The sequence below is a fragment of the Mesorhizobium sp. WSM4847 genome, from assembly GCF_055811335.1.
Genome location: NZ_JBVVPY010000002.1, coordinates 357,889 through 378,960, shown reverse-complemented (window position 1 = coordinate 378,960; position 21,072 = coordinate 357,889). Strand labels below are relative to the sequence as shown.

Here is a 21,072-nt window from a genome sequence, read left to right as displayed (position 1 = left end):
GGCGTTTGGGACAGCCGCCTCCATCCGGGTGGCGGAGTTGAAACCGGACAGAGGTGGGAAGCTCAGGCTGGGCACCGAGCATCTCCAGGTATTTTGGGCGGGACCTGGGACGACGCAAATTGACCAAGGCGGACATTCCCGAGTGCGGAATAAGCTCCTCGAATCGGGCGTTGGGCGAGACCGGAAATCTCCGACTTCGTCGTACGTTCTTCGGCCGCTGCCCGTTCTTTGCCCGGTTGGAAGTCAACCGAGAAACATCGTTCCCGCAAGATTTCAGACGGGGCTGATCGGCACCGCCGCCGGGGGCCGCTTCAGTGTGCTCGCGTATGTGTGAATCTTTGCTGTATGGGCAAGCACCTCGGCCTTGCTTGGCCCGCGAACTATGACCGCCCAGTCGGTCGACGACGGGCGGGTATCCATCCCAAATGAACGAGACATGATCTGATCTCCTGTGGTTTCGGTTGTGGCGCCTTCTTGGCGCACTTGCGGAGATCGCAGCTTCGCAGGGAAGCAAGCGTTTGAACGCCCGTTGTTTTTGTCAGACCCGACCGGCAGGGCGTCCACAGCCGTTCTGACGCAAAAACCTCTCGATTTCACACTGTCGTTCCCACTGCACGTCAAACGCTGCCGGCCGAGGTTTAGCCGTCCGGGGCGATCCCGGTCGCGCAACATTCGAACCCAGGAGTGAATGACATGCAGGATGATACAATGATCATGGAAAAGTCTCCCGTTAAGAAGGCGCCGCGGGAGCCGAGGAACGGCGTCGACACGCCCACCCTTCTGGCCACCATCAACGCCGTCGCGGGGCAGCCGGAGCTTGCCCAGTTCAAATTCCGTGCCAAGAGCCGCTGGATTGCCGGCACCCACAGCAGCAGCACGATGGCCAACTTCTTCGGCGCCGGCGCGGAGCAGTCTCACATGATGGCCTACCAGGCCGACAGCGACCATCCAGCGGTCCTGTGCGGCACAGACAATGGCCCGACGCCGGTCGAATATCTCCTCCACGCGCTTGCTTCCTGCCTCACCGCAGGCATCGCGAACATCGCGGCCGTGCGCGGGGTTACGCTGCATGAGGTGGAATCGACCGTCGAAGGCGACATCGACCTTCGCGGCATCCTCGGCATCTCCAACGAGGTCCGCAACGGCTACGAAGGCATCCGTATCTCCTTCAAGATCAAGGGCGATGCTCCGACTGAGAAGCTCGAGGAAATCGTAATGCAGTCGCGCGCCCGTTCCGCGGTGTTCGACGTGCTGACCAACGGCGTGCTGGTCTCGGTTGCCGTGAAAGGCTGACTTCGGTCCGGAAGAGCAATATCGCCGGCCTCGTCCAAAAGGATGGCGCCGGCGATCTGGTGCCCTGCTTACAAGGCGCGGATTTCATGCAGCATACCGATGTGGCCGTTATTGGCGCCGGACAGGCGGGTTTAGCCATGAGCCGGTGCCTGTCCGAGCGCGGGATCTACCACGTCGTGCTGGAGCGCGGCCGGATCGCGGAGCGCTGGCGCAGCGAACGGTGGGATTCGCTCCGCCTGCTGACGCCCAACTGGATGACGCGCCTGCCCGGCGGCGGCTATCGCGGGGCCGACCCCGACAGCTTCATGACGATGGCTGAGACCGTCGGGTTCTTAGAGAATTATGCATGCTCGATCACCGCGCCGGTAGTGGACGGTGTAGAGGTGCTTTCGACCGAAGGGGTCGACGGAGGCATCCGGCTGCTGACCGATCGCGGCCAATGGAGTGTGCGTGCGGTGGTAGTTGCGACCGGATACAGTGACAGGCCGCGCATTCCGTCAATCGCAAAGCAGATCTCCTCCCGTATCAGGCAGATCGTGCCGCGCGACTATCGCAATCCTTGGCAGCTGGCTCAGGGCGGCGTTCTCGTGGCCGGGGCCTCCGCGACGGGAATACAACTTGCGGAGGAGATCCATCGCTCCGGGCGCCCGGTAACCCTGTCGGTCGGCAGTCATACACGCCTGCCGCGGCTTTACCACGGGCATGACATCCTGTGGTGGCTCGACCGGCTGGGAATGCTTGCCAAGCCCGTCGCCGAAGTTTCGGATCTAGCCGCGGCACGACGGCAGCCGTCGCTGCAGCTCATAGGTACACCCGAGCGCAGGTCGCTCGATCTCGCCGGCCTTCGGGAGCAAGGCGTTCGTCTTGTCGGTCGAGCGGTTGCCGCTTGCGATACACGCATTCGGTTCAATGGCGATCTCGCCGACACGACCATGGCGGCGGAACGTACGCTGAGGCGCGTGCTGGCCAATATAGACCGCGCGGCCGCCGGCGAGGGCCGCTACTCCATCGGTCCCGGTTCCATTCCGAGCCTGATCCTGAGCGCCGAACCGACCGAAATCGATCTCATCGACCAAGGTATCGAGACCGTCATATGGGCCACCGGCTATCGCCGGGAATACCCATGGCTGAAACTGGATGTGTTCGATGGCCGGGGCGAAATTCAGAACGATGGTGGCGTCTGCGCGTATCCGGGACTTTACGTGCTCGGCCTCAATTTCATGCGCCATCGAAGCTCCAGCTTCCTTGACGGCGTCGGCCGCGATGCGGAGGCGCTGGCGGCCCACGTGGCAATGTTTCTCAACGCCTCCCGCCGAGCCGCGGCCTGACCGCCGAATACAACGCTGGCGCGGCAAAAATCGACGTTGCCTTCAACGGTGACGCTCACGGCAGACCACGACAAGGGGCTCCACTGGCGCCGCAGTCAGCGCCCGCAACCATGGAGAAAATCAAAATGAGTGCAATGGTGAACCCATTCCTGTCCCTCACCCCAACGCGAGGTTTGCGCTGGGCTGGCGGAACAATGCTGGCCGCAGTCTGGCGTTCCATTCGCATCCAGCGGGACCGTCGACAGCTTTATGAGTTGCCGGACTACATCCTGCGCGACGTCGGCATCACCCGCTCCGAGATCAACTCGATCACCTCCTTTGCCGGGCGTGATCCCAGCCGCCGCACCCGGCCTTGAGCCGGCACGAAGGAGGTCGTCCGATGAGCGCCGCATCGACGTTCTGCGTCTCGCATAAAGCGTGCCACGCACCGCTTGTCATCGCCCTGCACTGCTCCGGCGGCAGCGGACGGCAGTGGCGCAACCTGGCGGAGCGGCTCGATGACAGCTACCGGTTCATCGCACCCGATTTGATCGGGGCACCGGGCGCCGGCACCTGTATTGGTGCGGGCACTTTCCGTTTGGCCGACGAAGCCGCCGGGATCCTGGAGATGATCGACCACCATGACGGGCCTGTGCATCTTGTTGGCCATTCCTATGGTGGTGGATTGGCCCTGCATATAGCAGCGATGCGTCCAGACAGACTGGCCAGCCTCTCCCTTTATGAACCGTCTGCCTTTCACCTGCTGCGCCAGCTGGACTCTGAGGGCCACGAGGCGCTCGGCGAAATCTCGTCGATCGCAGGCGCGATACACGACAGCTTGATCAACGGTAGCTACCTGGCCGCGACAGCTCGTTTCATCGACTACTGGAGCGGAGCCGGCACCTTCGACGCGATGAAGCCGGAACTTCAGGCGGCACTCGTGCGGTTTCTGCCGAAGGCCAGCCTCGACTTCCACGCGTTGATCCACGAGTCGACGCCGGCGAGCGAATATGCCCGATTTGGCTTTCCGGTCTTGATACTGCGTGGCGAATTTGCACCAGTTCCGACGCGGCTCATCGCCTGCGAACTGGTTTCTCGCGTTCCGGCCGCGATCGGGGCGATTGTTCCTGGCGCCGGACACATGGGGCCGCTGACCCACGCAGACCTGGTGGCGGATCGTTTGGTCCGGCAGATATTGTTCCATGATACCGCAGGATCGCGAGCTGCGTGACCGCGGCTTGCTCGCCTAGGCAGCGCAAACCTTCGAAGCAGATCCTTGGATGCGGAGGAATCACACCGTAGCGGCTATGCGATCGCGCACGATATTTCCGGCCGGGTCCTCCGTGTCAGAGAAATCTTCCCGCATCTGCATTTCGGCGTATAGCTTGCTCGCTTCCGCGAGAGTGGCATCCGCACCAGCGATTTTACCGCGCCGCTTCGCCAGCCCGAGAGCTAGCAAGGAGCGGGCAAGCTCCGGCCGTAATTCAACCCGCCGGGCAAGATCGCAGGCCTGTTCGAGCCAGTTAATGGCAGATCTGGAAGGTTTCAGTTCCGCAAGGCCGCGCAGTACCATGACCTCGCTCCACGGGTCGCCGCGTCCGCGCGCAAGCTCGAGCGCATGGCCGAGATTGGCCGCAGCTTCCGGCTCACAGAGACGCGTACGCACGCATGCGAGCACCGCGCGCGCGTGACATTCGAACTGGGCAAGATCGAGCCGCTCAGCCTCGGTCACTGCCATTTCCAAGGTGGCGCCCGCGTCGTAGTTGCGGCCGAGCAGGAATTCCGCATGCCCGAGCACAGTCAACAGCCATGGCCGGAGTAGGATAAATGCGCTGGTCGCGGCTTCGGAGGACCAAAACTGCAGCGCCTCGACAAGCGCCGGATCGGGCCCGCGCAGGACGCCCACCACACCGGTAAAATAGGCGGCCGCGCAGCTGTCGATCGGGCGCGCCACTTCGGCGGCGACCTTCTGCAATCCCGCAAGCGAACGCTCCGCATCGTCGAACCGGCCAAGGCGCGCTTCCGCCTGCGCGCGATGCCCCAGGTACCAAACCGCACGCGCACCGAGCTGTCCGAAACGCTCCAGACGCCAGGCTTTGGTGAACCTCTCCTCATGCGGAACAAGGTGCTCCAGCACCTGCCGCGCCTCGCTGCGGATCAGAAGCGCCTGTGAGGTGGCCAGATCCGACTCGCTTATGCAGCGCTGCACGCCATTTGCCATCGCGCCGCGCTTGAGTGTGTCGGCCGGTTCCAGCGCCTCCTCGTAGCGGCCGTGGGAGCTGTTTAGATAGCTCAAGTGGAGCAACACGTCGGAGATGAGTTGCGGGTCGCCCAGTTCCATGGCCAGTTCGCGCGCTTCCAACAGCTGCGGCAGCGCCTTCCGGTAGGCACCAAGCGCGCCGTAGGCGGGCCGCATCCGCACCCGCAGGTTGATCGCCTGGGCGAGAGTTTTGGGATTCCGGGGCAATGCGGTGACTGCTTTGCGGGCGTTTTCGAGGAACTGGACCGCGGCGGAATAGGCCGAGCGTTCCTCAGCCCGACCCGCCGCTTGCAGCAGATAATCGGCGGCAGGTTCCCATGCCTCGGCACGAAGCGCGTGTTCGGCCAGTTCCTCGATGTGGTGATTCAGCGATCCGGCATAGAGTCTGTCCATTGCAACCAATGCAGCCCGATGCAGCCTTTTTCGGTCCTCCGCCAGCAGCGATTCGTAGGTCACCTTGAGCGTCAACGCGTGCTTGAACGTATATTCCACGTGAGGATAGCTCTGGACCTCGAACAGGAATTCCAAACTCTGCAGTTTGGCCAGACATGCCTCCAGCTCGGCCGCCGGTAGCGGCGAGAGCGCCCTCAGCAGCGGATACGGAACATTCTTGCCGATAACCGAAGCGACTTGGAGTATCTGCCTTTCCGAGTCACCCAGCTGCTGGATGCGTGCGGCGATGAGCGATTGAACCGTCGACGGGATGGTGATGGATTCCACGGGTCTCTTGAGCTCGTAGCAGCCCGACTGGCCGGCAAGGACACCATCCGCAACCAGTCCGCGCACCATTTCCTCCAGAAACAGCGGCGTGCCCTCGGCCCGCTCGGCAAGCGATTGCCGAAGTTCCCCCAGGCTAGGATCGGATCCCAGCAATTCGGTAAGGAATTGCTCCATTTCGTCCCGCGCGAACCGCTCCAGCCTTACCTGCTGGAAATAGCCGCGGCGGTTCCATTCGTGCCGGTACTGCGGCCTGTAGGTGGCGAGCAGCATGATACGGTTGGCGCCCATGACCTCGACCAGCCTGTTCATTACGGCCTCGCTCTCGGCATCGATCCAGTGCAGATCCTCGATAAGAACGGCCACGGGCGAGGCCTGACTCAAGGCAACGAGGAAAGCGCTCATCGCCTCGGATACCCGTGAGGTCCGCTCCCGCGCATCGAGATGCGGCCAGGAAGAATCGTTGATCGGCAGGTCCGCGAGGAAGCAAAGCGGCGCCGTATGACGTGGATCCAGGTCCAGTTCCGCCTGTTTGAAGGCAAACAGGCGCTGGGCTTCCGCCAAGCCGTCTTCGCCGCGAATGCCACAAGCCGAGAGCAGCAGCTTCTTTACGGCGCCCAGAGTAACTGACGAATCAAACTCCAGACCGCCGCATTCAAGCACAGTAAAACCGGCCACCTCGTCGAGGGAGAGAAATTCATGGGCAAGCCTCGACTTGCCGATGCCGGGGTCGGCGACGATCCCGACGACCTGGCCGTGGCCCTCCCGGACGCGGCGCCAGGTTGCAAGGAGGATTTTGAGCTCGAGCTCGCGCGCCACCAGTCCGGTAAGGCCGCGGTTGGCCCTCAGGTGCCAGCGCGACAGAGCGTGATTTTCGCCCAAAAGCTCGTAAATGCGTTCGTCGCGGCCAAGTTGCGGATACTCCGAATGCGCTAAGCGGTGCATCTGCACATAGCCCCCGGCGGCGGCGCGCGCCCGGCCTGTTGCGGCGATCGTCGCACGGTGCAAGGCACGCATCAGCCGGTTGGCTGCACGCGGCGCGGCTCCGGCCAGTTCAACCTTGCTGGCTTCGGTCGTCCATTGCTGCCGTACGATCACCTCGCCGGTGTCTATTCCGGCCCTCAACTGGATCCCGCCCTGGGAAAGCTCCTCCACAGCTAGCTTGGCCGCAAGCGCGGCGCGGCATGCAAGATAAGCGTGGTCCTCGGTGGCGCGAGCGAGGCCGAATGCTGCGGTGATTGTCCCGTCAGCAGCCGACGTGACGACGCCGCCATGGCTCTCCACGACTTGTATCACGCGATCCTCGACGGGCTGGAATTCGCGGATTGCCACTTCTGGGTCCTCCGTTTCGAGGAGATGCATGGGACTGATCACTTCCGTGGCCAGCACTGTGATGTACTGCCGCGAGCGGTTGATCCCCAAGGACGCCGGAGGGCCTGCCAGTTGCTGCGTCTGTTCGGGGTCGGCAAGGAAACGACGCGTTTCGTCCACGAAGGTTGCGAATGCCGGTTCATGGCCAAGTAACACGTGGTTGACGCTGTCGAGCGCGACGAAACGGGCGCCGGGGATTTTGCCGGCCATCGCCTGGCCGTGATCGAACGGAATGACCGCGTCCCTCGTGGCATGCATCACCAGGGTTGGAACGCGAATCCGCGGTAACAGCTCGTCCACGTCGATTACTGCGCCTTCCTCGAAGATGCGATGGGCAATCTCCGGCGAGACGGTGTTGCGTTGCAGTTCGTTATACCAGTTCCTCTGTTCCGGCGTTGCTTCCGGAATGAAGAGGGAGGTGAACATCTGCCGGAACACCGGGTCATCTTGGCCCCAGCCCTCCTGTATCAGCGCTCCCATGGCCTCGCGGCGCGCTATTTCGCGCTGATTGCCCCGTTTGCGCCAGCCTTTGGCAAATCCGCCATACAGCACCATCCCCGCGACGCGCTCGGGATGCCGGGCGGCATAGGCTATCGAAACGGCGCACCCCTGGGAAATGCCGAGCAGGGAAACGCGGCGCAGACCGGCCGCATCGATGATGCTCTCCAGGTCGGCGACCATGGCATCAAAGGATAGGTTGGCCGGATACCGGTCCGACAGGCCGTTGCCGCGCTGGTCGTAGCGTATCAGCTGGTAGTGCGAGGAAAGGCCCTCGATCCAATGCTTCCACACCGGACTGTCCCATTCGAGCTCGAGATGGGACATCCAGTGGGCTGCCCTTACCAAAGGAGGGCCTTGACCACTCAAGGAATAGGCCAGGCGCGCGCCGTCCGGAGTAGTGCACCGGCGGATCTCCTGCGCGAGGGCCCGCTCCGGCAAAGGGGGGAGATCCATCTCCGCCGCCGGCCAAACCGGCGGAGTGAGGGTCTCACCGGTGGGAGCGGTCCCGGTATCGGTTCTCAAAGCGCGGCTCTGGACCATGGCGGATTGCCGTGCTGCCTCGCTCAGCCGGCGGATGTCCGCCCGAAGAGCCTCGTCCTCGGGCTCCAAGCCCTGCAGGACATGCGCGTAAGCAAGCGCCCGTGCCGGCTCATCCGCCAGCCGGTCGACGAGCACCCGAAGGATGCGCAGATGCGTCACGTGCAGTTCGTCGGCGGTCGCAATGCGCCAAGCTTCGAATTCCGGACAGCGCGGCAGTGAGAGATCATCCAGGAAACATCCGCGGAACGCCCCAGCGAGGGCCTCCAGTTTCTCCCGATCGAGAGCCTCTATGTCACGAACATCGAGGCCGCGGAGCGGCGCGATGTCCAGCACGATTTCGCTGGTGTTCAGGCGAACTACGCTGCGGTCGGCTTCCAGAATTCCGCTGTTCCCGAAGTCGACGACCTGCCTTATCTTGGAGAGACTCCAGCGCAGGGCGCCGCGAGGATCGTCCGGTACCTCCCAGAACATTTCGCAAAGGCGCTCGCGCCGCTGCGGGCGCTCTACGAGCGCAAGATAGGCCAGCAGCGCCCGCGTCTTTTTCGAAGGCGGCAAGGAAACGACCTCGCCATGGCGAAGGACGGTCAGATCTCCAAGAACGCGAATTTCGAGCGACACTTTGCCAATCCCAGTGCGCCTGCTAAATTAGCCATGGATTGTATCAAGTCCGTGCCGCTGCAGAGAGCGTTCGTTTCAGAAGCGCGAGGTTTCCGCTTGCGCTCTGATTTGCTCTTTTGTTTGTGGGGAAGCCGACACCGACAAGTGCAGGTGAAGCCGAGCCGAACGGGATCACGCCCGTTTCGACTCGCTTTGGTGATGACGACGACGCTCCAAACAGCCGGGAGGCGGGATCTCACGCTGCCGCGCGCACCCATCGGGGCAGCAGGCTCTCGGGATTTGCGCATGCGCCGGACGTGTAGTGTGCGCCGACGAACTCCAGCCGGGCGGCGAGCGTGCCGTCCCGCCAGGCCGCAAGCGTATCCATGCAGCCACCGATATGCTCGCCGCCGACGAAGACCTGCGGGATTGTGGGCGAACCGATCCGGGCCCTCAGGGCCTTGCGGATTTCCCCGTCCAGGCCGTTCTTCTGGAATTCCGGAGTATCGATTTCGATGGACCTGTAGGCGATTCCGGCACGGTCGAAGAGCTTTCTTACCGTCCAGCAGAATTCGCACCATGTCAGAGCGAACATGACCACCGGACGCTCCGGATCATGGATCGCCTCATCGACAAGCGCATGCGCCGACGGTTCGATTTGGATTTCGTTCACGGGTGCCGATGAAAGGGCGAAGGACGGCGGCCGGTCGAAGCGGTAGCCGGGTGTGGAGCGAGAGATCGCCTCTTCGGCTGGCGACATTTCCTCGCTGATGTTATCGAAGAGGATCGTGCTGAGATACCGCTCGCCCGTATCAGGCAACATACACAGCACGTTCCGGTCCGGGCCGACCCGCCGAGCGATTTCTAGTGCCCCGCTCAAGGTTGCCCCGCCGGATATGCCAGCCAGTATTCCTTCTTCCGTCGCAAGCCGGCGCGCGGCTTCCAGAGCGCTGGCGCCTGAAACGGGCAGGATCTCGTCCACAAGATCGTCAGCCATCGCGTTGCCGACGATCTTCGGAATGAAATCAGGGCTCCACCCCTGCATCGGGTGCGGCCGGAAGCGAGTATGCGCCCGTGTCGGCAGTCCTTGTTCGTCGAAGCTTTGCGGAATGCCACTCGACAGCAGCGCCGAATTGTCAGGCTCGCAGACGATGATCCGCGTTTCCGGGCGCTCGCGCTTGAGCACTCGCGCCACACCGGCAAGCGTTCCGCCGGTCCCGGTGCCGGTAACCCAGTAGTCCAGCGAACGGTCTTGGAATGCCGCGAGGATTTCGAGCGCAGTCGTGCGGGCATGGATATCGGCGTTGACGGGCGTCTCGAATTGCCGGCAGAGGAACCAGCCGTGCAATCCGGCCAACTCGACCGCCTTGGCGAGCATGCCGCTGCCGCGCTCGACGGCAGGGGTTAACACGACCTTGGCACCGAAGAAACGCATCAGCTTGCGGCGTTCGACGCTGGCGTTTTCCGGCATGACGATGACGAGCGGGTAGCCTTTCCTCGCACAAACCATGGCAAGTCCTATGCCCGTGTTGCCGCTCGTCGCCTCGATCACCGTCTGGCCAGGCCGAAGTGCACCGGAACCCTCCGCCTCTTCGATGACCGCGGCGGCAAAACGGTCCTTGACCGAGCCGCCAGGATTGAACGCCTCGATCTTGGCATAGAGCGAAGCGGTGCCGTTGTTGATGCGGGAAAGGCGAACGACCGGCGTATCGCCGATCGTGTCGAGAATGCTGTCGTAGATACTGCTCATCTCAGCTGGTCCTTGATTGGTGACGACGGTGCTCCGCCAGTCTCATCGATCTCTGAGGTTGGCAGGACGACCGTGGTCTGCAGCGTTCGAACCACCGTGGAATTAAGTGGATTTCGACGTTTGAATCAAAGGCTCATCGCAGGGTTCGGAAGTCGGCCGCATGGTATCTGCGCTCTCGCGCCGGATGACGCTGCCAATACGCCCAAAATCACGAGATTGGCCGCGCCTGCGACAAATGCCCCCAGGAATGCGGGTCCATAGCTGCCGAAGTTGTCATAGACGAAGCCGCCGAAATAACCGGCCACGCCCATGCCCACCCAGCCGATCAGCATGACGATGCCGAGTGACTGGCCAAAGCGTTCGGCTGGCGCAAATTGGCGCACGCAAAGGATCAGGCACGTCATGTTTCCGGCAAAGCCGAAGCCGAAAACCGACGACAGCGCCAGTAGGCTCGGCTGCTGGTCTAGCGCGGGATAAATCGCAACGCATCCCGTCTGAATGAAGGACGCGAGGGCATAGGCGGCAAGATTGCCTGCCCGGTCGGCGAGGAGCCCGAATGCGATCCGCCCGATGCCGCCGAACAGCATGGCGATCAGCAGACTGAGCGATCCGACGTCCGAGGACCCGCACACGGCCGTGACGAAACTTGTGAGGTGTATCATCGGGAAGCCCATGCAGGCGCAGCAGAGGAAGGCTGCGGCAGATAGCAGCGTCATCGGAGAAAGACGGCCACCTTGGAAACCTGGTCTTGCTGAAGACTGCACCGGTGCGGTAACCACACGATCGACGGGCGGCGCCTGCACCGCCGGCATGGAGATCGCCAGCATAGCCATCGTCGCCAAAGCCATGATCGCGTATGCGAGGCGCCAGCCGACGCCGTCGATCAGGGCATTTGCGGCGTAGGGCATTATGCCCTGACCCAGAGCTCCGCCTGCTGTGACGATCCCTATTGCCAGGCCGCGGCGGCGATCGAACCAGAGCCCGGTTACGGCAAGTACCGGCGCGTAGAGACACGAAAAGCCTAGCCCGCCCAAAACGAAATTGGCCGCATAGATCTGCCAGAGCGAACTGGCGAAGGACAGCGCGGCGAGCGCGATCACCATGCCGGCCGAGCCGATGAATAGCAGGGTTTTGATACTCACGCGATCCGACAGCCGGCCCCAGAGCAGCCCGCCCACCGCCATGCCGATGCTTGACAGCGTGTAGGCAAGGCTGATGTCCGCTCTCGACCAGCCAAACTCCGCCTCAAGCGGTCTGATGAAGACGGATGTCAGAGCTAGGCTGCCAAATCCGAATGCCATCGCGGTCGTAGCGCCGGCCGCGGCCAAAAGACCGCGCAGCGGCATTGCGCTGCCCAGAGGCGCCCTGCCTCGAGTCGGTGATGATTGACGATTCGAAATGTTCCTGCCCTCGAAAGACTTCTTCGAGGCTGTCATCGGCCAGGGGTATGGAAGCAGGCGTGTGCGTCAGCGTGGAAAATTATAATGCGGACCGTGGAAACGGCTACATAGAAACCTCCAATCTCCTTCCTTGTGGGGTAAGTGCCGCACGCTGCCGTGTGTAGAGAAATCCAAGGTGCCGCAAAGCCGCAGAAACAGAAGCGCCGCATCAGTTGGGCCGAACTGTGGAAGATTCGGCCTGACCTGAAGCCGGTGAATGACAATGAGCAAACGCCTAGGTCGGCTCGCCCAATTCTGCTTCGTTTCTTGCCGTCGGGCGACGCTCGTCATCGACAGGCGGAAGCTGCATAACCTCCGCCTCGGTGCGACCGAACTCACGGCCGATTTGAAATGCCGCGAACAGCGCGCCAAGGCCGATCAAGAATCTAAGCATAGGGGTCTCCTTCGGCTCAGTAACCCGACGGACGGCGGTTTGTTCCAAGGGACGGGAACCGCAATGAACAGTGCCCGTTGCCTATGATCGATTGGCGAGGAGACGCAGAGATGGCCCGAAAAAATCGACCAAAACGAGCCGGGTTAAGAAGGGGGCCGATCTTGAAGTTGAGCACCTGACGGAAGTGTCAGACGTGACACCGAAACAGGCGCGAACACTGCTTCGCAAGCACGGTGCCGACTGGCAGAAGCTGAAGGACGAAGCCGAAGATTTGAAGGAAGACTGACCAGGTATCCGAGGCAAGCCTGATCGCCTGATCTGACGGGGAAGGTAACTATAGCGTCAGCTTCGCCCCCCGGGTGGAGCCTTATAGCCGTTCCAGTTTGGGGCCGAGAGCGGACTGCCAGCTTCTGGCTTCGCAACCAGGATCTAGACGTTCAACCTGCTCGGCCACAGGTCGCGAATTGCCCCACGTAAATCGTGCGGGGTCACGGCGGACTTGCTTGAGCGGGGTGGTCTTGCCGTGGGTGAGCGGCTCGCTCCGTACTCCAAAGGAGCATAGTCATCCGCTTCAGCGGTGCTCATCCCCTGCTTGTATGATATCTTTAGGGTTATCTTCCAGGCCGTTGGCGGGCGACAGGCTTCCATGGAACGCAAACTGGCTGCAATCCTCTCTGCCGATGTTGTCGGCTACAGCCGTCTGATGGGTGCCGACGAGGACGCCACGCTGGAGGCGCTCCGTTCGCATCGCGAGATCATTGACGCACTGATTGGAGCCCACCGAGGAAGGGTGTTCAACAGTGCCGGGGACAGTGTCGTCGCCGAATTCCCAAGTGCCGTTGAAGCGAGCCTTTGCGCCGTCCAAATCCAACAGGATATGGCCCAACGCAACGAGCTCGTCCCCTTGGATAAGCAGCTACAGTTTCGCATTGGCATCCACATCGGTGACGTCGTCTCCGAGGGCGGCAATTTGTTTGGCGATGGCGTCAATATAGCGGACCGTGTTCAGAAGCTTGCGGCGGCTGGCGGGATCTGTGTCTCGCGCAACGTTTACGATCAGCTTACGAGCAAGGTCAGTTTCAAATTGGAGTCTATGGGCGAGCATCGGGTTAAGAATATCGCATCGCCAATCTCTGTTTACCGCGTTCTCGTCGGCGACGCGGCCAAGCCGCGGCCGATCACCAGCCGGCTTTACGCACTGGCGCGAAGGTCCAGCCGCGTCGCCGCTATCGGCGCGGTGCTGTTGGCGGTCATTTCCAGTCTGGCGTTTTGGCAGTGGCAACGGAGTGGGCCGGCCCGGGACGGCTTTCCGTCCGTAGCGGTGCTGGCCTTCCAAAACTTCAGCGGCGACCCTGGGCTCGATTCATATGGCCGCGTCATCGCCGAGGACCTCACTACCGCAATGTCCCGATTTCCCGACATAACGGTGCTCTCACAAAACTCGAGCTTTGGCTTTGATGCTACCGACGTGACTCCGGGGCAGGACTTGAAGGTCGACTACATAGTTGAAGGCAGCGTGCAGAAGAAGGGGAGTGGGCTGGCCATCAATGCCCAGTTGACCGATGTTTCTACCGATGCCCACGTATGGGCAGAGCGGTACGACGGACGCGAAGCCTCCGACCTTCAGGACGGGGCCATTGGAAGGATCGCAAACGCGCTGGCGAGCGAAGGCGGAGCAATCAGGAGATACGAATACAAGCGGACCGAAGGCAAGGACAAAACCGACTTCAGCGAATACGACTACTTCCTCAGCGGTCACGAGATTTTCGCTCGGTTTGCAAGCATAGAAGAGCACGACCGCGCGGGAGCGATTTGGCGGGAAGGACTTGAGAAGTTCCCGACCTCCGGGCTGCTGCGCGTCTCGCTGGCTTGGTATCATTTCTTCCGCCCCTGGAATTTCAACACCGACAAAAGGGCGGCAGACTATCGGCGAGCCGGGGAACTCGCACGAGAAGCCCTTGCCGAACAGAATACGTCGCCGCGTGTCCAATGGAGCGGCCGCAAGCTCATGGCCTACATCCATTGGCTCGAAGGCAACTTCGAGCGGGCTGTTGCGGACGCCGAAGCCGCCGTTGCCCTCGCCCCCTACGATGCCGACACCTTATCCTTCCTGTCTCGGGTGCAGGCCGCGTCAGGCAACACGACCCGGGCCTTGGAATGGGTGCAAGAATCCGTGCGCATCGAGCCGACCGTCCAAAGGACCACACGCATATTGGCCTGGATTTACTACTTGACTGGCGAGTACGAGAAATCGGTAGAGGCCGCAAAAAAACATCAGGAACTGAGCCGCCAGTTCGGTGATGATGCCAGCTTTTACATGGTTACCAGCTATGTCCGCCTCGGCCGCATGGAGGATGCGCGGGGGGCGCTCAAGCAAGCGCTCGAGGCTGAACCGCAATGGAGCCAACTGGACGAACGGAATAATCATCTTGAAAGACCTTACAAGGATTCGGCTGTCTTCGAGCGCCAGCTCGAGGACCTCGCCGCTGCAGGACTGCCGGAACTACCATTTGGATATGATGGCCAGTTGGTAGATCGGCTGAATTCGGAGGAGATCAAGGCGATGACCTTCGGGCATACGCTCCGCGCAAAGGACATGCGGTCCGGCTCATCCTTCACGGACGTGATAGCCAGTAACGGGACGATCCAATCTTCGGGGGACTTTGGCCAGGATACCGCGACCATCCAGTATCTTGGCAACTCCTTGATCTGCTATCGCTGGAAAGACACGGGACCCAACTGTGCGGCCGTCTTCCGCAGCAGGAACGAAACATCGAAGGCGGCCGGCGAGTTCACTTTGGTCGACGCTTGGGGCGAATATCGGTATTCGATGGAAAAGTAGTCGGCTTGACGTGTCCCTGGAATGAGACCCTTGAGCCGCGTCTATCGAAGTAAAGCTGAGGTGCCAATTAGAGCGATTGCCGCTGAACCGGGACGTCTGCTTTGAGACCACGGAGAGTCTCGTTTCTACGACTGGCATGCGGCGCTAAGCTGCCGCTCCGCTGCCCCACGGGCCATGGAAAGCGCCCGGCCCATCGATGCGTTCGAAGCCGTGCGCGCCGAAGAAATCGCGTTGCGCCTGGATCAGGTTCGAGGTGCCGCGGCCCTGGCGGTAGCTGTCGAAATAGGCAAGCGCCGACGACAGCGCCGGCACGGGTGAGCCGGCTTCCGACGCCCCTGCCACGATGCGCCGCAGCGATGGATGCGCTTCCTGCATCATTGCAATGAAAGCCGGCGCCATCAAAAGATTGGTGGCCGCCCCGCCGGTGCCGAAGGCTTCCGCCATCGTGTCCAGCAACTGCGAGCGGATGATGCAGCCTGCCCGCCAGATCTTGGCGATGGTCGGCATCGGCAGGTTCCAGTTGAATTCCTTCGACGCGCCGCTCATCACCGCGAAGCCTTGCGCATAGGCTGATATCTTGCCGGCGAACAGCGCCAGTTCGAGATCGCCAAGAAGCGCGTCCTTGTCTCCGGAAATGGTGGTCACGCCGCCTTTGCCATAGGCGTTTTCGGCGGCCAGCCGCTCGTCCTTGATCGACGACAGCACGCGCGCCGCCACCGCGGCCTCAATCGCGGTGGCCGGAATGCCGAGCTGCTGCGCTTCGATGACCGACCATTTGCCGGTGCCCTTCTGGCCGGCGCGGTCGAGGATGATATCGACCACCGGCTTGCCTGTCTTCGGATCGTCGGCGGCCAGCACCTTGGCGGTGATCTCGATCAGGTAGGAGTTGAGCCGGCCCTTGTTCCAGCCGGCAAACACCTGTGCGATCTCCTTCGGCCCCATGCCTAACCCGTCGCGCAAGATGCCGTAGATCTCGGCGATCATCTGCATGTCGGCATATTCGATGCCGTTATGGATGGTCTTGACGAAATGCCCGGCGCCATCGGTGCCAAGCCATGCGGCACAGGGCTCATCCCTGAACTTGGCCGAAATTGCGGTCAGCACCTTTTCGACGCGTTTCCAGGACTGTTCCGTGCCGCCGACCATGATCGACGGTCCATGGCGCGCGCCCTCCTCGCCACCGGACACGCCCATGCCGATGAAGGTGAGACCCGAATCGGAAAGCTCGGAGAAGCGCCGCATCGTGTCGCGAAAATTGGCGTTGCCGGCATCGATGACGATGTCGTTGGCCGACAGCACGCCGCGCAGTGCCGCGATCTGCTCATCGACCGGCTTGCCGGCCAGCACCATGATGATGATCGGTCGCGGCGGCCGGATGGCGGCGGCGAGTTCCTCCAGGCTGTAGCAGGGAACAACCATGTCCTTCAGCGCGCCGGCATTCTCGACGAAGGCGTCGGTGCGTGCCGCGGTGCGGTTGAAAACGGCTATGCGGTTCCCCTTCTCGGCGATGTTGAGCGCCAGGTTGGAGCCCATCGTGCCGAGGCCGATCAGGCCGATTTCGGCTTTTTCCATCGTTTCTTCCCTGCTTTCGGATCTTTTGTTGAGGCGCGATTTGTAGCGGTGCCCATTCTTCTTGGGATGCCATTCTTGTCGAGATGCCAATCTTGCCGAAATGAATGACGGGCCTTCAAGGCCGCGTCAACCGCCTCGCCGAAATGTGTTGCGCAGACTGCCGGCTGGTCCTCAAGGCCTGATGTCGATCGGCGCCTCTATCTTCACGATCTCGAAATCCGAGACGAGAATATCGAGCCGTGCTGTCCATCGGCCGGGAACCGGGACGACGAGACCGTCGACGCGCCAGGTGCCGTCGCCTGGTTTTTTCGCCGCGCGCTTGATCGGCTCGATGCCGGCATCGGGTTTTGACAGCACCAGCGTCACTTGTTCAGCGTCGAGCGGGCCGAAATCTCCGGTCATGATGACGATCGAGGCGGCAACCGGCCCAACATGGCCGGGTGTGATGCTGAGGTCGGCCATCGCCTTCGGCGTGTGGATATGCACCGAAGCCGGCTGCGCCGCTGCGATCGCCAGGGCGCGTGGCGGCGGCGTGAAGCGCCAGCCGGCGGCAACGCCGAATATCGCCAGAACGATCAGCATCTCAATGCCGATCGAGCGGACCAGCCTCTTCTGTACTTCCGTCTCTCCCGCTTCCGCGGGACCGGTCAGCTTCCAGCGGTTGATGGCGGCCAGAATGAACAGAAACAACAGCAGCGCCAGCTTGACCAGCAGCAGCCGGCCATAGGCGGTCTCGAGCAAAGCTGCGGGCGCCTGTACCTGGATGACAGCCAGCACGAAGCCGGTGGCCGCAAGCACGGCCACGACAGGTAGGATCGCCTGGGAAAACCGATGCAGGAAAGGTGCGGCCTCGGCCGGCTTCCGCCTGATAGTGAGACCGAGCGGCGCAAGCGCCCCGGCCCAGAACGCGATGCCGGCGCCGTGCAGAAACACCATCGGCCTTGTCAGCCATTGCGGTTCGGCAGCACTTGCATGTCCGCTGGCGGCAAGGGCGGCGCCGACACCGGCCAGGCCGGCAAAGGCAAACAGCTTTGCGCCGCCGCGCGGCCCGACCAGCGACAGCAGGCCAAGCCCGAGTGCCACCAGCGCGACCAGCACTGTCCAGCCGAAGCTGGTGCCGAGCCCGGCCTGCCAGACGCCTGGCTGCGCCAGCCGGACGAACGGTGCGCCGAGCGCGTCCAGTCCCTGCAAGCCGAGCGATAACGGCGCCGCGACGAGGCCGCACAGGATCGCGGCGATGACGAAGCGCCGGCCGGAACGCCCGCCCTTCGCCAGCCAGGCGATGGCAAAGGCGCCGCCGACGCCGAGAAACAGGCCGAGACAGAGAAAGACCTTGCCGGTCCAGATTGCCGACCTCAGACACCGGTCGACAGCTTCGGCGACGGCCGGCGCCGCACTCGCCGCGCCGATCGAAAACAGCACCGAGCCGCCAACCGGATGGCCATCGGCGGAGATCACCCGCCAGCTCAGCACATGCGTGCCGGATCCGAGCCGTTGCGGATTGTCGATGTCGAGCGTCTGGCCATTGAGCCGAAAGGACGTCAGGGGAACCGGCGTTCCATCGGGCCGCACCAAGGTCAGCATCAGCGGTGACACCGGCTCGCTGAAGGTCAGCGAGAACTGCGCGGGGCTCTGCGCCAGCACGGCGCCGTCCGTCGGCTCGGTTGTGACCAGCGCCGCGTGGGCGAAGGCCTGACCTGGCGCGGCAATGGCGGCAAGCAGCACGATCGCAGCCAGCAGGCAGATCGCAAATCGGCCGGTTGTGCAGACCGTTCGCAGCAGGGATGCAGCACTCATGTCACGGCACAAAACAGCGGCGCACTCTTTCGAACAAGGCGCGCCGCCAAAAAATCATAGCTTCGGCGCAAGCTTGAGGCCGGGCGCCGGATATTCCAGCGCGTCCTCATCCTGGCCGACCGCTGGAATCTCGATCCAGCGTTCGGCGGCGCCGTCGCATTCCTGCACCACCGGGAAGTAGAGCGTTTGGCCTGTCGGCAGATCCGCCGCCAGTGTCCCGCGGAAGACGAATTCGTCGTAGAATTCGTCCGGCAGGCTGCCGCCGCTCCAGTTGACTTCCTTGACGCCGCTGGACACCTCTTGACCATGGAGCTGATAGGATTTCTCGTATCTGCCGTTCTTGACCTGCAGCGTCCAGCCGGCCTTCGGCATCGGCTTCACTGAAATCACTCCCTCCGGGATCTGCACGCGCACGGCGGTCGTCGCCTTGCCTTCACAGCCATGCGGCACGCGCAGGACGGCCTTGTAGGTCGAACCGACCGCCGCCTCCTGCGCTTCCAGCGTAATGTGGGCAAAGGCAGCACTTGTCCCCAGGACGAAAAACACGCCGGCCGACAGAAGATAATTGTTCATGATGGTTCCTCGAGTTTGAATTGAGCGGATCTGGCCGGATCAATTGGCATGGTCGTGCATGCCGCCCATTTCGCCCATGCCCTCGACGGCGAACTCGACGGTCACCGTGCCGGCCTTCTCGAAAGTCAGCCTGGCGGGAAACGTCTCGCCTTGCTTGGGCTGCTGCTTCAGCCCGACAAACATCAAATGATAACCGCCGGGCGCTAGCGCGACCTTGCCGCCGGCCGGGATTTCGAGGCCGCTGACCGGCCGCATCGTCATGACGCCGTCCTTGACGCCCATCTCATGCAATTCGGCCTTGGCCGAAATTTCCGAGGAGATCGACAGCAGCCGGTCCGGCGAACTGCCGGTGTTGGTGACGGTGAAATAGCCGCCGGCCACTTTGGCGCCCGGTGGCGTGGCGCGCGACCAGGGATGCACGATTTCGAGGTCGCCAACCCTGAACTCATGCGCGAAGACGGCCTGGGCGTTGACGAACAGCAGGGCGAGGAGGAGCACGGTGACGCCGAGTCGCTCCTCGAAGCTGCGCAGGAAGCGGCTGTTGCGGCCGAGCCGCACGCGAAAAGTGTGAGACATGATAGCTCCAGGAACTGAGAAATCGCGCCGTCGGCCGGTCGCGAACAGTTTCGATGTTGAACGAATTCGCCCGCGAAAAATTCCGCAAGGCGAACCGGGACGGATCAGGCCGTCACCGGAGGCGCGCGCGGATTCGACGGAGAGCGGTCGCGGGCAAAGTCGAGATGCCTGAACGCCGGCAGCACAAACGCGACGGTTTCGACGGAAAAATTGCCGGACAGCGTGGCGGCAGCGGGCGGCGGCGCGTAGACAGCCGAAGCCATGCCGCAGCCGGGCATGCAGCAGGCCGGCATGTGCTGCTGGTGCGGATAGCCGCTTGGACGCTGGGCCGCGCCCTCATGGGTGCAGATGACGTTGCCGAAAGCGTCGCGTTGCGAAGCATCCGGCCCGATGCCGAAGGCGAATGCGCCAAGCACCGACTGGAGCACGAGCAAATAGGCCGCGGAGAATGTCGCCGGCATGCTCCATCGTCTCTGCCGGATGTTCAAAGGCCTGCCTCCTCACGCAGCAACGGCAAGATATCTAGCACGCGGCCGGCGGTCGGAAAATCGCCAAATCACCACTGCGGCAACGCGGCGCTTTAATGCAACAACCTAAAGCTCGCTACGCTTGCTGGCCTTCTGGAATCGACGTCAGCAGCGTGTGCCGCGCGGACTTCAGATGCTTGCGGCAGGCGGCGTCGACCTTGCCGAGATCGCGCGATTTGAGCGCCGCGATATAGGCCAGATGTTCCGCAACCGCCACTTCGTTGCGCTCGCGCTCCTGCGCCTTGTTCCACTGATAGTGGTAGTGGAAGATCATGGCGATGACGTCGTAGAAATCGACGATGAAGCGATTGTGCGACGCGCGGTGGATCAGCCGGTGAAAGCGCTCGTCGAGCTCCGAGAATTCGTTGAAGCGCGTGGCGATCTGGCGCGCCAGCAGGCGATGCTCGTCCTCCAGCAGGTCGAGGTCGGCCCACACCGGGCTGTCTTCCGGCAGCGCGGCGAAGGCGGCGGCCGAGCGTAGTTCGAACATCTCGCGGATTTCGGTCAGTTCCAGCGCGAAAGCGCGGGTAAAGCCTTTCAGCACCCAATGGCTGTTGCGGCGCTTCTCGATCAGCCCGAAGCGGGAAAAGCGGATCAGGAACTCGCGCACGCTGGTGGTGCCAACGCCGATCTCGCGCGCCAGCTCGAGTTCGTTGATCTGCATGCCGGGCTCAGCACCGCCGGCAAGCAGCCGCCGCATGAAGGAGCGCTCGATGATCTGCGACAGCGTGTCGGTTTCTTCCTCGGGAAAAAAGTCGTCCGGCCGCGGCACGCGCAAAACCGTCTTGCTGCGCTTGTTCCAGGCGATCAGCCCGGTCTCTTCCATGCGCGCAAGGATGGTGCGGATCGTCGTGCGGCTGACGCCAAGCAGGGTGCCCAGCTCGGGCTCCGACGGCAGGCTTTTCGTTTCGTCGAGCAGCCGCAAACCGCGATTGTAGGCGTCCTTATAGACGTTGTTGCTCTTCGACATCCCCTGCCCCGTTGCGGCCGGCGCTTGCGGCGGCCGGCTTGAAGCG

At 62.6% G+C, this 21,072-nt stretch carries 17 protein-coding genes; 6 read left to right on the top strand and 11 right to left on the bottom strand.

From position 1 onward, the window contains the following. Positions 1 to 273 precede the first annotated feature (273 nt). Positions 274 to 438, bottom strand: coding sequence for a hypothetical protein (locus AC0L28_RS04505; protein WP_156942548.1), 165 nt, complete (start codon positions 436 to 438; stop codon positions 274 to 276). 255 nt (positions 439 to 693) lie between these two features. Here AC0L28_RS04505 and AC0L28_RS04500 point away from each other — a divergent pair, with 255 nt between their 5' ends. The 4 genes from AC0L28_RS04500 (at position 694) to AC0L28_RS04485 (ending at position 3,831) form a co-directional block, all read left to right on the top strand. Next, positions 694 to 1,293 carry an OsmC family protein gene (locus AC0L28_RS04500; protein ID WP_473475802.1) on the top strand — a complete coding sequence of 200 codons (600 nt, stop codon included), beginning with the start codon at positions 694 to 696 and terminating at the stop codon, positions 1,291 to 1,293. Positions 1,294 to 1,379: 86 nt separating this feature from the next. Beyond that, positions 1,380 to 2,621, top strand: a complete 1,242-nt coding sequence (locus AC0L28_RS04495) for an NAD(P)-binding domain-containing protein (RefSeq protein WP_473475800.1) — start codon at positions 1,380 to 1,382, stop codon at positions 2,619 to 2,621. A gap of 125 nt (positions 2,622 to 2,746) precedes the next feature. After that, complete coding sequence (locus AC0L28_RS04490; RefSeq protein WP_473475796.1) at positions 2,747 to 2,977, top strand: YjiS-like domain-containing protein; 231 nt, start codon at positions 2,747 to 2,749, stop codon at positions 2,975 to 2,977. A 23-nt stretch (positions 2,978 to 3,000) separates the two neighbouring features. Next, positions 3,001 to 3,831, top strand: coding sequence for an alpha/beta fold hydrolase (locus AC0L28_RS04485; RefSeq protein WP_473475794.1), 831 nt, complete (start codon positions 3,001 to 3,003; stop codon positions 3,829 to 3,831). A 60-nt stretch (positions 3,832 to 3,891) separates the two neighbouring features. Here the strand turns inward: AC0L28_RS04485 and AC0L28_RS04480 are convergent, their stop codons facing one another. From AC0L28_RS04480 to AC0L28_RS04465, 4 genes are all read right to left on the bottom strand, one after another. Next, positions 3,892 to 8,607 (bottom strand): alpha/beta fold hydrolase, encoded by a 4,716-nt coding sequence (locus AC0L28_RS04480; protein ID WP_473475791.1) that lies wholly within the window; start codon positions 8,605 to 8,607, stop codon positions 3,892 to 3,894. Positions 8,608 to 8,842: 235 nt separating this feature from the next. Beyond that, complete coding sequence (gene cysK / locus AC0L28_RS04475) at positions 8,843 to 10,336, bottom strand: cysteine synthase A (RefSeq protein ID WP_473475789.1); 1,494 nt, start codon at positions 10,334 to 10,336, stop codon at positions 8,843 to 8,845. A gap of 125 nt (positions 10,337 to 10,461) precedes the next feature. Further along, complete coding sequence (locus tag AC0L28_RS04470; RefSeq protein WP_473475787.1) at positions 10,462 to 11,682, bottom strand: MFS transporter; 1,221 nt, start codon at positions 11,680 to 11,682, stop codon at positions 10,462 to 10,464. A 328-nt stretch (positions 11,683 to 12,010) separates the two neighbouring features. After that, positions 12,011 to 12,169, bottom strand: coding sequence for a hypothetical protein (locus tag AC0L28_RS04465; RefSeq protein WP_287172887.1), 159 nt, complete (start codon positions 12,167 to 12,169; stop codon positions 12,011 to 12,013). A gap of 70 nt (positions 12,170 to 12,239) precedes the next feature. Here AC0L28_RS04465 and AC0L28_RS04460 point away from each other — a divergent pair, with 70 nt between their 5' ends. After that, complete coding sequence (locus tag AC0L28_RS04460; RefSeq protein ID WP_473475785.1) at positions 12,240 to 12,455, top strand: hypothetical protein; 216 nt, start codon at positions 12,240 to 12,242, stop codon at positions 12,453 to 12,455. 360 nt (positions 12,456 to 12,815) lie between these two features. Next, the gene (locus AC0L28_RS04455) at positions 12,816 to 15,011 is read left to right on the top strand and encodes an adenylate/guanylate cyclase domain-containing protein (protein ID WP_473475783.1); all 2,196 of its coding nucleotides are present in this window, start codon (positions 12,816 to 12,818) and stop codon (positions 15,009 to 15,011) included. A 144-nt stretch (positions 15,012 to 15,155) separates the two neighbouring features. On the opposite strand, the gene gndA is transcribed toward AC0L28_RS04455, so the two are convergent. The 6 genes from gndA to AC0L28_RS04425 all read right to left on the bottom strand — a co-directional run bounded on the left by gndA (position 15,156) and on the right by AC0L28_RS04425 (position 21,026). Next, on the bottom strand, positions 15,156 to 16,583 hold the full coding sequence (gene gndA / locus AC0L28_RS04450; protein WP_473475782.1) for an NADP-dependent phosphogluconate dehydrogenase: 1,428 nt from the start codon (positions 16,581 to 16,583) through the stop codon (positions 15,156 to 15,158). A 171-nt stretch (positions 16,584 to 16,754) separates the two neighbouring features. After that, complete coding sequence (locus AC0L28_RS04445; protein WP_473475780.1) at positions 16,755 to 18,380, bottom strand: copper resistance CopC/CopD family protein; 1,626 nt, start codon at positions 18,378 to 18,380, stop codon at positions 16,755 to 16,757. A 54-nt stretch (positions 18,381 to 18,434) separates the two neighbouring features. Continuing rightward, the gene (locus AC0L28_RS04440) at positions 18,435 to 18,953 is read right to left on the bottom strand and encodes a YcnI family copper-binding membrane protein (RefSeq protein WP_473475778.1); all 519 of its coding nucleotides are present in this window, start codon (positions 18,951 to 18,953) and stop codon (positions 18,435 to 18,437) included. A gap of 39 nt (positions 18,954 to 18,992) precedes the next feature. Beyond that, positions 18,993 to 19,529, bottom strand: a complete 537-nt coding sequence (locus AC0L28_RS04435) for a copper chaperone PCu(A)C (RefSeq protein ID WP_419694734.1) — start codon at positions 19,527 to 19,529, stop codon at positions 18,993 to 18,995. A 104-nt stretch (positions 19,530 to 19,633) separates the two neighbouring features. Continuing rightward, positions 19,634 to 19,990, bottom strand: coding sequence for a DUF2946 family protein (locus tag AC0L28_RS04430; protein ID WP_473475777.1), 357 nt, complete (start codon positions 19,988 to 19,990; stop codon positions 19,634 to 19,636). A gap of 142 nt (positions 19,991 to 20,132) precedes the next feature. Further along, positions 20,133 to 21,026 carry a GntR family transcriptional regulator gene (locus AC0L28_RS04425; protein ID WP_128247306.1) on the bottom strand — a complete coding sequence of 298 codons (894 nt, stop codon included), beginning with the start codon at positions 21,024 to 21,026 and terminating at the stop codon, positions 20,133 to 20,135. Between the last annotated feature and the right edge of the window lie 46 nt (positions 21,027 to 21,072).

Bases quoted from the DNA above. Each gene is read 5' to 3' on its own strand.
- AC0L28_RS04455 (WP_473475783.1), top strand. From the start codon at position 12,816: ATGGAACGCAAACTGGCTGCAATCCTCTCTGCCGATGTTGTCGGCTAC.
- AC0L28_RS04495 (WP_473475800.1), top strand. From the start codon at position 1,380: ATGCAGCATACCGATGTGGCCGTTATTGGCGCCGGACAGGCGGGTTTA.
- AC0L28_RS04440 (WP_473475778.1), bottom strand. From the start codon at position 18,953: ATGAACAATTATCTTCTGTCGGCCGGCGTGTTTTTCGTCCTGGGGACA.
- AC0L28_RS04505 (WP_156942548.1), bottom strand. From the start codon at position 438: ATGTCTCGTTCATTTGGGATGGATACCCGCCCGTCGTCGACCGACTGG.
- AC0L28_RS04430 (WP_473475777.1), bottom strand. From the start codon at position 19,990: ATGCCGGCGACATTCTCCGCGGCCTATTTGCTCGTGCTCCAGTCGGTG.
- AC0L28_RS04435 (WP_419694734.1), bottom strand. From the start codon at position 19,529: ATGTCTCACACTTTTCGCGTGCGGCTCGGCCGCAACAGCCGCTTCCTG.
- AC0L28_RS04490 (WP_473475796.1), top strand. From the start codon at position 2,747: ATGAGTGCAATGGTGAACCCATTCCTGTCCCTCACCCCAACGCGAGGT.
- AC0L28_RS04445 (WP_473475780.1), bottom strand. From the start codon at position 18,380: ATGAGTGCTGCATCCCTGCTGCGAACGGTCTGCACAACCGGCCGATTT.
- AC0L28_RS04425 (WP_128247306.1), bottom strand. From the start codon at position 21,026: ATGTCGAAGAGCAACAACGTCTATAAGGACGCCTACAATCGCGGTTTG.
- gndA (WP_473475782.1), bottom strand. From the start codon at position 16,583: ATGGAAAAAGCCGAAATCGGCCTGATCGGCCTCGGCACGATGGGCTCC.
- AC0L28_RS04485 (WP_473475794.1), top strand. From the start codon at position 3,001: ATGAGCGCCGCATCGACGTTCTGCGTCTCGCATAAAGCGTGCCACGCA.
- AC0L28_RS04465 (WP_287172887.1), bottom strand. From the start codon at position 12,169: ATGCTTAGATTCTTGATCGGCCTTGGCGCGCTGTTCGCGGCATTTCAA.
- cysK (WP_473475789.1), bottom strand. From the start codon at position 10,336: ATGAGCAGTATCTACGACAGCATTCTCGACACGATCGGCGATACGCCG.
- AC0L28_RS04500 (WP_473475802.1), top strand. From the start codon at position 694: ATGCAGGATGATACAATGATCATGGAAAAGTCTCCCGTTAAGAAGGCG.
- AC0L28_RS04470 (WP_473475787.1), bottom strand. From the start codon at position 11,682: ATGCCGCTGCGCGGTCTTTTGGCCGCGGCCGGCGCTACGACCGCGATG.